At 52.1% G+C, this 10,965-nt stretch carries 10 protein-coding genes; 3 read left to right on the forward strand and 7 right to left on the reverse strand.

The annotated features are described in order from the left end of the window. Positions 1-140: 140 nt before the first annotated feature. Complete coding sequence (locus F1593_RS25975) at positions 141-1,067, reverse strand: hypothetical protein (RefSeq protein ID WP_149404470.1); 927 nt, start codon at positions 1,065-1,067, stop codon at positions 141-143. After that, complete coding sequence (locus F1593_RS25980; RefSeq protein WP_149404471.1) at positions 1,064-1,387, reverse strand: PadR family transcriptional regulator; 324 nt, start codon at positions 1,385-1,387, stop codon at positions 1,064-1,066. The genes F1593_RS25975 and F1593_RS25980 overlap by 4 nt, the downstream gene beginning before the upstream one ends. A 415-nt stretch (positions 1,388-1,802) precedes the next feature. Here F1593_RS25980 and F1593_RS25985 point away from each other — a divergent pair, with 415 nt between their 5' ends. Further along, positions 1,803-2,750, forward strand: a complete 948-nt coding sequence (locus tag F1593_RS25985) for a sodium:calcium antiporter (protein ID WP_149404472.1) — start codon at positions 1,803-1,805, stop codon at positions 2,748-2,750. A gap of 81 nt (positions 2,751-2,831) precedes the next feature. On the opposite strand, the gene F1593_RS25990 is transcribed toward F1593_RS25985, so the two are convergent. After that, positions 2,832-3,275 carry an RrF2 family transcriptional regulator gene (locus F1593_RS25990; RefSeq protein WP_149404473.1) on the reverse strand — a complete coding sequence of 148 codons (444 nt, stop codon included), beginning with the start codon at positions 3,273-3,275 and terminating at the stop codon, positions 2,832-2,834. 454 nt (positions 3,276-3,729) lie between these two features. After that, on the reverse strand, positions 3,730-4,374 hold the full coding sequence (locus tag F1593_RS25995) for a ThuA domain-containing protein (RefSeq protein WP_149404474.1): 645 nt from the start codon (positions 4,372-4,374) through the stop codon (positions 3,730-3,732). Between the two features lie 309 nt (positions 4,375-4,683). Here F1593_RS25995 and F1593_RS26000 point away from each other — a divergent pair, with 309 nt between their 5' ends. Further along, positions 4,684-5,460, forward strand: a complete 777-nt coding sequence (locus F1593_RS26000) for an SDR family NAD(P)-dependent oxidoreductase (protein ID WP_149404475.1) — start codon at positions 4,684-4,686, stop codon at positions 5,458-5,460. A 96-nt stretch (positions 5,461-5,556) separates the two neighbouring features. Here F1593_RS26000 and F1593_RS26005 read toward each other — a convergent pair whose 3' ends face one another. The 3 genes from F1593_RS26005 to F1593_RS26015 form a co-directional block, all read right to left on the reverse strand. After that, a complete protein-coding gene (locus tag F1593_RS26005) occupies positions 5,557-7,776 on the reverse strand; it encodes a transglycosylase domain-containing protein (RefSeq protein WP_149404476.1) in 2,220 nt (739 codons plus the stop codon). A 216-nt stretch (positions 7,777-7,992) separates the two neighbouring features. Next, complete coding sequence (locus F1593_RS26010) at positions 7,993-9,528, reverse strand: outer membrane protein assembly factor BamB family protein (RefSeq protein ID WP_172632461.1); 1,536 nt, start codon at positions 9,526-9,528, stop codon at positions 7,993-7,995. Beyond that, on the reverse strand, positions 9,521-10,081 hold the full coding sequence (locus tag F1593_RS26015) for an RNA polymerase sigma factor (protein WP_149404478.1): 561 nt from the start codon (positions 10,079-10,081) through the stop codon (positions 9,521-9,523). Before F1593_RS26015 ends, F1593_RS26010 begins: the two co-directional genes overlap by 8 nt. A 645-nt stretch (positions 10,082-10,726) precedes the next feature. Here F1593_RS26015 and F1593_RS29130 point away from each other — a divergent pair. Then, on the forward strand, positions 10,727-10,965 hold a 239-nt coding region (locus F1593_RS29130), incomplete at its 3' end, for a hypothetical protein (protein ID WP_216368995.1).

The following is a 10,965-nucleotide window of genomic DNA, read 5'->3' on the forward strand; positions in this document are numbered from 1 at the left end:
GTCTGCTGATCCGCTGGGAGAAGCGCCCGCGTTCCTATCAGACCTTGTTGTGCTTGGCTTGTGCGCTCATTTGCTTTCAACAATGTGATCGCGTTTCCTCCTTGTAGGTTTTCGGATAAGTTCTGAAGGGTGGCTTCTACTCATTCCTGGATCTCGATTTGCATTTCCGTCGGGAGGATCGAGCGAGCGGAGATGCTGTGCACCAGCGCAATGAGCGCCAGGATCGTGGCGACAGACATGACGATCACGATGCCGATCCAGGCCCGTGCGGTGCTGGTACCAAACATCCCAGCATTGCCATTGAAGAGCAGCGGGACAGTATTGCGCAGGCTTAATCCCCAGGTGAGGGTCGCCAGCAGCATCATACTCATCGCCAGGGTCAGCAGCAGCGACGGCAGGATCGTAAAGCGCAACAGGCGGACAGGAATGTCGCTTCGGGCAACCGCAAAATAGGGCGCGACAATACTGACGGCGGCAGCGCCAAAATAGACGCCGATAAAGATGCCTCTCGAAAGAGAGATCGGCAGGGCCGCGAGTCCCACAAACATCAGGATCTTGATAATACCGATAAAGATCGCCAGCGCGAGGATCGGCGTCACAAGCAGCAGCAGGATACCATAGCGCCTGCGGGTGAACGCATCTCGTAGCATCGAGACCACAATCGGCAAGCCACCGACCACCAGAGCCAGCAACGCCACCACCGATCCAATCACCACCAGATTAAACATCAGGCCCACCACAGCATGGGATTGAGCCGCAGCGGCAAAAGACTGATCCTCAGTCAACTTCTGAAATGAGATACCCGCCAGAATAAAAATACAATACGCGCAGAACATCATCAGTACCGAGCGGCGCAGGATCGACAACATATACTTCATCCTTTCCAGCCATGGTAACGCGGCGGTTCCAAGATGGGGATGCAGATGAGCATCCAGCGCGCCACGCAAGAGATCAAGATCATCCACCAGCGAAAGTGGTCGCTCCTCCAACAGAAACAGGAACTCTTCTTCATAGCGACTACGCCAGTGGTGCGGATATAGCCGGATCAGATAGTGTGCCAGTTTCATAGGCCCGGGCCCGCCAATCGCAAGCGTTGTAAACCCATGCTCGCAAACGACTCCAGACCGCTCAGTTGCTCGTGCAGGAATGCAATCCCGCTGGCCGTCAAACGATAGGGACGCCGCCGCTCCTCCACGGGCAGAGGTTCAATAAATCCCTGCGACTCCAGACGGGCAATAGCCCCATACAGCGTGCCTGGTCCCAGATGCACGCCCGCAAAGGACTCCACATCCTCCATAATCGCATAGCCGTGCTTAGAGCTTCCCGCCAGGCTTGCTAGAATCAGAATCGAAGGATCAGAAAAGCGACCCAGATTAAACGTCTCCATATCTCAGCAAACTCCCAATACTGTTACGTCCAACGCTATATCGTCAGACGTATTACTACGTTAAACGGAGTATACCCAAAAGAAAGCCACAAGTCAACCATTTATTTGGGGAAATACCTCAAATGATCAGAAACGTAGGCATCGCACGAAGCGTCAGCGAAGGCCGATGCTCGATGATTTCCCCAAACGCGAATATTGGGGTACGGATGTACCTACGGGCGAGCAGATCGTACGATGATGAGGAAAGCGCACCTCGGCTGCGGCCCTGGCACGCACCTACACTTCTCTTCATGATTCTCTTTATGGAAGCGGTATTGCCTTTCTAGCAGTGCATACTGAATATCATGCGGGAGCGGTGTATAATAAATACCGCACGGTAAAGGTGCGCCTACATTTATCGAGGAAAGGTATTGTAATGCTTCCAACTCTTATCACGCTTGCATTGCTTATTGTCGGGACCGGACTACTGATTATGGGCGCTGATTGGTTTCTCGATGGCGCGAGCGATCTGGCTCGTGCTCTGGGGATCAGCGCGCTGGTCACCGGTGTCCTGCTGGCGGGACTGGAGCCGGAGGAAATGCTTACCGCCGCCATTGCGTCGGCGCGTGGTGCCCCGAGTCTGGCAATTGGCAATGTGATCGGAACCAATATCACCATCACGGCCGCAGCGTTGGGACTTTCAGCGCTCATCTTCCCTATGACTATCGACCGCAATGTACGGCGACAGGCGCTCATCGCATCCCTGGTCTCCCTGTTTCCTATCGCGCTCCTCTGGCTCGGCATCATCACACAACTGGCAGGCGTGCTGCTCCTGGCCGTATTTATCGGCTATACCATCTTCCTCTTGCGGACCGACCGGGAAGCGGTCAAGCGTATGGCGGAAGCTGAGGACGACGACGACGACGATGAGCATCCTCGTCTGCGGGGGAAAGCGGTCTTACTGACCTGCGGTGGTCTGATCGCCATGGCCGTGGGAGGACCAGCTATCGTAGAGGGGGCGCTACGCCTGACGGTAATGTCTGGACTCAGCCAGGGAGTGGTAGGAGCCACCATCGTCTCGCTGGGAACCGGAGCCGAGATGATCGCCCTGGGGATCAGCGCGGCCCGCAAACGACGTTCTGACATGCTGGTAGGCGGTATCCTGGGCTCATTCGCCTACAATCTACTCGTGACACTGGGACTGGCCGCCGCCATACATCCACTCCCCGTCAACCGCCAGGAAGTCATGATTGCATTGCCAATCATGATCACCGTTCATCTGATACTGCTCCTGCTCATCTGGCACGGAAAGATCACCCGCTGGATGGGTGCTCTGCTCCTGGCAGGCTATATCGCCTACCTTATCTCCGTCGTTATAGCCTGACAACAGAAAACAACAAAGTTCCTTCTCCACTTCAATCATAGCTATTATAGATTTATAATAGCTATGATTGGTCAAAAAAATTTAGTGAAAAGCAGCCATAATCCTTGCAACATGCTCCTGAGGATGTTCCTGATCAAAATTTTGCAGCAGATCCACCAGCTTCTTCTCCTGCAAATACTGCTCCATAGACTGCTCCGCAGCAGCCATCGTCTCCTGTATCAGGCATCCAGCGCTGACATGTCCCAGATCACAATGTAACAGGGACGCATTGCCCTCAATGGCCTGGATAACCCTCAGAAAAGACACATCCTCCTTCGGAACCAGCAGCGTATAGCCGCCATTCACCCCCGGAGTAGACTCAATCATACCGGCCTTCACCAGTTTGGTCAGAATCTTCGACAGATACGTCGGAGAAATCTCCTGTAACTCTGCCAGCGGCTGCACCCCGATAGTCTTCCCGGCAGGTGCCATCATAAAGTACAGCATCGTATGTAACGCATAATTCGTCGCTTTAGAATACTTCAAACCATCACCTCAATTACAGACTGAATATGTCTATAATACACACCAACCACCCCCCTGTCAAGCCCCTATTCAGAACAAAATGCTATCGACAACAGGCCGCACCAACGCCCCTGTACATTATTGCCGGAGCCGACATATTTTTCGGGATTGTCATCTATGATGGAAAACGTAGGTGCGGCACGACGCCGCAGCGGAGTCCCGCTTTCCCGTTCATCGTACCATCATCTCGGCCAAACTCTCTGTAACATCCCCAACACAATTTATTTATACCCGAAGGCCCTTCGGGTATACGAAGATCATTCGGGCGAGGGCATCGTGCGAGCAAGGGGAAGCGGGACTCACTGGCGTTCGTGCCGCACCTACGTTTTCCATCATAGATGGTGCTATATAACAAAAACGTAGGTGCGGCACGGAGCGCAGCACAGGTCCGTACAGAGCCGTTGCCTGCGTTGCTTTAGCGACTGGCCCAGAGCAGGCCGCGCTGCATGATGGTGAGGGCTTCAGGGACATTGAAGTCGCTAACGACGTGTCCCAGTGAGGAGAAGAAGACACGGCCTTCGCCCCATTGTTTCTTCCAGACAACCGGCATGACGGTCCCGGCGATCCACGGTGCGTGGCTGCCATCGAAGGTGGTGGTTGCCAGGACTTCGATTATGGGGTCGACATGCATATAATATTGCTCAGAATGCATCTGGAAGTCCTGCAAGCCAGCCACGATGGGATCATCGTGCTTGACGATATTAACGCTATAGTCGATGATATTGCCGGGATGCGCGACCCATTGTCCGCCAACCATAAACTGATAGGCGGTATTATTGCGGAAGGAATCCGCCATACAGCCATGCCAGCCCGCGATACCAACGCCGCTCTGAACGGCATCCAGCAGGCTCTGCTCCTGTTCCGCAGTAATCGTGCCCATCGTCCAGATCGGTACAATTAGATCCAGCGCACGCAACTTCGCATTATCGCTGAGCACAGCCAGATCCGCCGCTACTTCTACCTGATAATCATGCTCGCGCAAAAACGATGCGAACAATTCTGCCCCTTGCTGTGGCTCATGGCCTTCCCAACCTCCCCAGACAATTAAAGCTGATTTCATTATCGATCCTTTCATACATGACGAAAAGTATATCTTCCCTACCGACATTATAGCGCGCCATACCATCCCAATGGCAAATCACCGCTTGCTTTATCCCGCCATACAAACTTCGTCGGCTTTTCGAGATGCAGGTGAAAGCAATGCCGTCCACACCTTGTCCGTTGCTCTTGTCATATGTTACGCTTTGACTGGAGCGGACCGCTTCGACATGCCTTTCAGCATCGGAAGCCGAGGCAAAAAAAGAGAAAAAAGAAAAGAAGGAGCGGAGATGTATTCGCTCATGCTGTTCACAGGAAGAAGGGACAATGTATGTTTCGTTTGGATCATAAGATAGCATTGGTGACAGGTTCAGGTTCAGGCATCGGGCGTGAGATCGCCTTGCTCTACGCGCAACAGGGCGCGCATGTGCTGGTGGCGGATATCCAGTTGGAGGCCGCGCAGGCGGTGGTTGGGGAGATCCAGGCGCGCGCGGGGCAGGCGCAGGCGATCCAGATCGATATCGCCAATGAGGAGCAGGTGGCAACGGTCTTCGCACAGGTCGTACAGGAGCATGGACGGCTGGACATCCTGGTCAATAACGCAGGCGTCAGCCACGTTGGGAATATCCTTGAGACTACGCTGACAGATTGGAAGCGTGTGATGGGCATCAATGCCGCCGGAACCTTTCTCTGTGCACGCGAAGCCGTCAAACATATGGTCGCGCAAGAGCCACAGGGCGGGGTGATCGTCAATATCGCCTCCGTGGCTGGCATGATCGGCATTGAGCGCCGCCTGCCCTATAGCGCCAGCAAGGGAGCAGTGATCAGTATCACCCGCTCGGTCGCCATGGACTTTGTGCAGCAAAACATCCGCGTCAACGCCATCTGTCCCGGCACCGTGCATACCCCTTTTGTCGACGGCTACCTTGCGCGCAGCTTCGCCGACACCAAAGATGAAGAGCTTGCCAAACTCCACGCCCGCCAGCCGATTGGACGCATGGGACGGCCTGAAGAGATCGCCAGCGCTGCCCTCTACCTCGCCTCAGACGAAGCTGCCTTCGTCACCGGCTCCGCCCTCGTCATCGACGGCGGCTGGACCGCCAAATAACGAGAGCATGATGGAGGACGGACCGGACATATCCACCAACCAACCAACCAACCAACCAACCATCCATCCCGGCCAGACCAGATCTCGCCCCTCCATTCATGAATGCGACGAGAGTTGGAGATGAGGAGTGGGGCCACAGGGAATATGATCCGAGCGGAAGTAGGTGCTGGCTGTGGCTTGCGTTCCACACCAGCCAAGGGCGCGTTCGATCACACTATGCCAGATAGGCACGGCACCCGTTGAGCCGACAACGGCACTATTCATGCGCGCCCCATTGACATTGCCAACCCAGGTGCCAACCACGACATTTGCTGTATAACCAATCGCCGTATTGCCCTCCTCCGCTTCATCCGTGTTACTGCTCTGGAGCGCAACGGGATATTTACAGGTAAAACTTGTGGCGCATTGTGCATCCTGATCAGCAAATGAATACAGTGCATCATCGCCAATTTTGTCCGCTCGATCCGGTTCATCACTCAAGGCGGTCGTAATCGTCTGGGCAGTCGATGCAGGAAACACCTGCACAGTCGGTGGCTGCGCAGGATTATAATGATAGACATCCTGTCCATTGCGATTGTAGATATCCAGCACGCCTACTGGTGGCACGCGTTGCCCCTGGTCAGCCAGCACCTGATACGCGCTGGTCATCTGTAAGAGCGATACATTCTGTGAGCCTGCTGCGAAGTTTGCAAAGTTTGTTCCTGTATCTTTTGGTACAGCGATGCCTAGCCGCTGTATGGTAGCACGCATCGCTGTGGAACCTGCATAGGCGGCGGCTTTCACGCCCAGAGAGATGTCTGATTGCAGCAATGCATTGCTAAAAGCATCGGGAAGTGCCTTTACCGGTCCGTTGTTCTCCTTATTCATTCCAATGGCAATTGCGTCATCGATGGGTAACATGGTAGCCCCTGGAGGACGGCCCGAGGGATTGTTGGCGTCGCCGAGAGGAGGAGCGGCCATGTTGTATTCTCCGCCAATCCTGGGATCGGTGGAGTTATAATCAGCACCACCGTCCATTGCCAGGACCTCTCCGGTTCTGGCATTCATTACCACGACGGCCGCGCTATGGATGTTGAACTTGCTGCTGAGGATCTGATTTCCACGCAATGATAAAGGATAATATTGATAATCGGGCTTGTTGAGATGCTGGTCAACAGCACGCTCGACATATTCCTCCAGATTCACATCCAGGGTGGTGCGAATTGTGAAACCACCGTGTTCGAATAGATAGATGCCCTTGACATAGTCCCCATTCCCCAGTTGCAACGCCACCTGATTAATCACCCAGTCAACAAAGTGGGGAGCACGCTTTGTATGTTGGAATGGCTCAAAATTGGTATGGCTCATGATATCTTCCGCCTGCCTTGCCATCGCAAGCGTGATGGGCTGCCCATCAACGCTCATATGTTGCGAGATCATCGCCTGCAGCACAATCTTTTGGCGAGCCAGGGCCTTCTGCTTCGCCCGTGGACCAAGCGTTGGATCAATTGTGCCTGGAGAATTAGGCATGGCAGCCAATAAAGAGGCACGTGCCAGACCCAAAACAGGATCATGTTGTCCTTTATCGGTATATTCCAGACGTTCGATCCCCGGCTTGCAGGAACCATTCCCCAGGCAGGAACGTTCCAGATGAAAAAACACTTCGGCAGCAGATTCGACTCCAACATCAAAAGAACCAAAAGGGGCAACGTTAAAATAGATATTAAGGATTTGAGCCTTACTATATTTTTGCGTCAGACCCAGCGCAAGCATGGCCTCTTGCAGCTTGCGTTTGAACGAGGGCTGATCATTATGAGAGAGATTTTTGATCACCTGCTGCGTTATGGTACTACCTCCACCATAACCACTCATAGCCGCACGGGTAATACTCTGCACATTCACGCCAGGCTCAGTCCAAAATCCTCTATCCTCTGTTGCGACCATGGCATCCTGCATCACTTTAGGAATGTCTTGTAGCGTTACAGCCACTCTCCTGCCGCCCGTCGTCTGGTTTTGATCATAGGCATCGTAGAGCAGGACATTGTTACGATCATAGATGTGGGTATCCTGTGGGATATCTTCATGCACATAGAGATCTACTTTTGGCAATTGCTGCTGATAATAGAAATACGACATTCCTATCATCAGGGAGAGGATGACGGTTATGACCGTGAATATTGTCAATACAATTCTTTTCCAACGTCGTTTGCGGGCTTTTTTTCGCGCACTGCGCGCAGGCAATGGAGGAGCGCTTTCCGCGTCGATCTGGGATGGTATCTCTGACCGGGCCAATAAAGATGTCTGCCCGGTTGCTTGCTGCTTATTTTCACTATCCATATATGTTTACAGGTTGTCCGGTTGGCAGTATGTGTTGAGTGGATAGCGTACTGTAACCAGACGTTCTCCTTTCATTTTTACATGGGTACAAAGAACGGGTATATTTTACTTTCTATGTCCCTCTGTTCTGTTCGCCCCAGTGGGTACAGAGTGGAGTGGTTTACCCACTGATACAGATGAGGTGGTCCTTATTTCCCTGCATTCTGAGATAGCGCATCATCCATCACTCATGTTTTTTTGCCAGATGGAAGATCCATCGGATTCATTCAAGGCGAAGGTAGTCGTATTTGTCGTAACGTAGACAACGCCATCCTGAAACGTCAGCGACTGCACTTGCCCATCCGTCGGGCTATGCCATTTCATGACACCCGTTTGTCCATCAAACGCGGCGATACTGCCACCACCTGCAACGCTGCTGAAACCAGCAACATAGACATTTCCTGCATCAAATTGCAATTGTCCATTGATAGATGAAAAGAGAGAAAAGCTATGCCAGAGAGCTTGATCAAGCTTTACATCATAGGCAAACAAAAAAGATGGAATATGAGAGGCATTATCCTGAAAAGTAAAACTCCCATAAACGATTCCTTTATGTACAGTAATCGAAATGCTCGTCTGTGTCATTACGGGAGCATAGCTAAGAAAAACTGGCATATAGACACTATTGGAGAGCACATTTCCTGTTCTCGCATCGAATGTGGTAAGGTAGACGGAGTTGGCTGGTCGCCACGATGCCACATACACCGTATTATCTGCAAAGGCCAGGTTTGAAGCGTAGGTCTGCATTGAAGTAGGAGCAAGCTTTGAAGCAGAGGTCTGTTTTGAAGCAGAGGTCGCCGCCAGCGGTTGACTCCAGCGTGGTGATCCATCTACAAGCTGATAGGCATAGAGATTATTGGCAACAATGACATAGAACGTATCACCTTCTACAAGTACCGACGGCCTTGTCCCTGGATTGTTCACGACAGCAGGGATCGCATAGGAACCGATGATCCGCCCGCTGGTGGAATTTAATTTATATACAGTCTGGGAGGTTATCACGGCAACCATGTGAGCGCTTCCCACAATTTTTTGCGGCAGAGACCCTTCCCTGGATGAATTGGGAGGGAGCGACCTCATCCAATTTGCCCTTCCTGTACCAGCATTAATGGCATAAATAACATCATTGGTGGTAACAGCATACAGAGCTTGATCGACAAGGCTTTGATCTACCATGGTGGTATGGGCCGGAAACGAATAGCGCCATACGGCCGCTCCCGTGGTTGGATTTCTTTTAATAATCTCATCCGCTCCTGTAGCTGGATTAATCTGATGGCTATAAATGCCCTGCGAGGTTGTATTCGAGGTTTCCATCTGCTTGTTCTTCATCAAAGTAAAGACCATCCCCATGCTTGCGAGCAGAAGCCCGGCCACCAGACCCAATGCGAAAGTATTCATGATACGCTGGCTTGCCCGTCTTGTCCGCTTTGAAGCGCCGCCCTGCTGCTTAGCGGGTACAGAACCAAAATGCCCGGTTTGCCCAGGATAAAATGGAACCCTGTTGCTGGTCCCGGTTGGCTCATCCGTCTCAGCGGCGATACGTTTCCACGCACGATCCATAATAGAGGCATTTTCAGCATAAACATCCTGGAGATCCTGAACCATACGAGCGCTGACAGATTTCCTTTTTTTTAAGGGCCCTGGCTTTTTCAGGAGCTTCTGCACCTGTTCATCAACGGCATCGGGCTCAAACGATTTATCATGACTATTCATCAGGATGTTTGCCTCCATCAGTATGTGCATACATGTTACGCAAGAAATTCAGGGTACGCGAGAGCAACATACGAATAGCAGTATCACTTTTATTGAGTATTTCACCTATTTCTTTTGAGCTCATCCCCTGACCAAAGCGGAGCCACAAAATCTTCTGCTGCGTTTCCGGCAAGGATGCCAGATATCGTTGCAGCAGAGCATACTTTTCATTGCGAACAGCCACCTGTTCAGGGAGCGCATCATCTTCGTCAAAGAGCGTATCAGCGATATCGTCTAACGAAGAAGAGACAGGCTGACGATAGGTACGACGATACTGATCAATAACCTTATTATGGGCAACACTCCGCAGCCAGGTAAGTTGTTCCTTCGCGCTCATCGACGCCAGGCACTGATTGTTAGCGGCCCCTATAAACACCTCAATGAGCAAGTCTTCTGCATCCTCTTTTGAACTCACAAATGACCGTATATAAACAAGAATTATTGGTGCATATTGTTGATAGAGGGTAGCAAGCAGAGATTCACCCGGAGAAACCACTCTCTGAGTTTTATCCATACATCCTCAAATATTCTAAATTCCCTGTAGCCAGATTAGATCTCGGCTCGCCTTAACAATCGTCCAAACAACACAACCTGTAACACCACTAGTACCCCGAACATACAACCACAAGAAGATGATCCTATGAGGCCGCATCAAGACTAAGTTATTGTTGCCTTTTGTTCACTTCCAACCTCATGGTGCAGGGTGCTCCCCAATACGGTTCCCATACCTGCAATGATGATGGAAAAACGTAGGTGCGTACCTCGGTTGCGACCTCGGAACGCATTCCCGTTCACGTACCACCCTCTCGCCTCAACGCGCTGACATGATGGGATCTGATGGGATTTGATGGGATCGGAGCCTGGGGGTGAGTGTATCGTACGAGGATGAGGAAAGCGCACCTCGGCTGCGGCCTTGGGACGCACCTACGTTTTTGTTCATTTTATGCCCTATTGGGCATGCTTCTCCTGAAATTGCTCCCAACTTCATGGTTCAGGGTGCTCCCCAATACGGTTCACATACCTGCAATGATGATGGAGAAGTGTAGGTGCGTCCCGAGGTCGCAACCGAGGTACGCTTTCCCGTTCATCGTACCGTAATCTCGCCTCTGGCATGATGATGCGGTACGGATGGACCTACGTGTGAGCATATCGTACGAGGATGAGGAAAGCGCACCTCGGCTGCGGCCTTGGCACGCACCTACATCGCTGCCCGACGCTCTGTCCTCTCCCCTGCGTGCCGAATTCCTCCTCCCTTTTTTTGTTTATCATTCCTTTTATTCTCCTGAAAATAGCCGCTCCACAAAAGCAGGCAGCAGAGATCATGCCGTCTCTGCTGCCTGCTGTAATTGGACCTGGTACCCTAATTGCTCAAGACGGCGAAGCGCTCGACGTTTGGTG

This window comes from Dictyobacter arantiisoli (assembly GCF_008326305.1).
Lineage (GTDB): Bacteria > Chloroflexota > Ktedonobacteria > Ktedonobacterales > Ktedonobacteraceae > Dictyobacter > Dictyobacter arantiisoli.

What these genes read in the sequence shown, in the direction of transcription:
- F1593_RS25975 (WP_149404470.1), bottom strand. Translation starts at nt 1,067, where the DNA reads ATGAAACTGGCACACTATCTGATCCGGCTATATCCGCACCACTGGCGT.
- F1593_RS25980 (WP_149404471.1), bottom strand. Translation starts at nt 1,387, where the DNA reads ATGGAGACGTTTAATCTGGGTCGCTTTTCTGATCCTTCGATTCTGATT.
- F1593_RS25985 (WP_149404472.1), top strand. Translation starts at nt 1,803, where the DNA reads ATGCTTCCAACTCTTATCACGCTTGCATTGCTTATTGTCGGGACCGGA.
- F1593_RS25995 (WP_149404474.1), bottom strand. Translation starts at nt 4,374, where the DNA reads ATGAAATCAGCTTTAATTGTCTGGGGAGGTTGGGAAGGCCATGAGCCA.
- F1593_RS26000 (WP_149404475.1), top strand. Translation starts at nt 4,684, where the DNA reads ATGTTTCGTTTGGATCATAAGATAGCATTGGTGACAGGTTCAGGTTCA.
- F1593_RS26005 (WP_149404476.1), bottom strand. Translation starts at nt 7,776, where the DNA reads ATGGATAGTGAAAATAAGCAGCAAGCAACCGGGCAGACATCTTTATTG.
- F1593_RS26010 (WP_172632461.1), bottom strand. Translation starts at nt 9,528, where the DNA reads ATGAATAGTCATGATAAATCGTTTGAGCCCGATGCCGTTGATGAACAG.
- F1593_RS26015 (WP_149404478.1), bottom strand. Translation starts at nt 10,081, where the DNA reads ATGGATAAAACTCAGAGAGTGGTTTCTCCGGGTGAATCTCTGCTTGCT.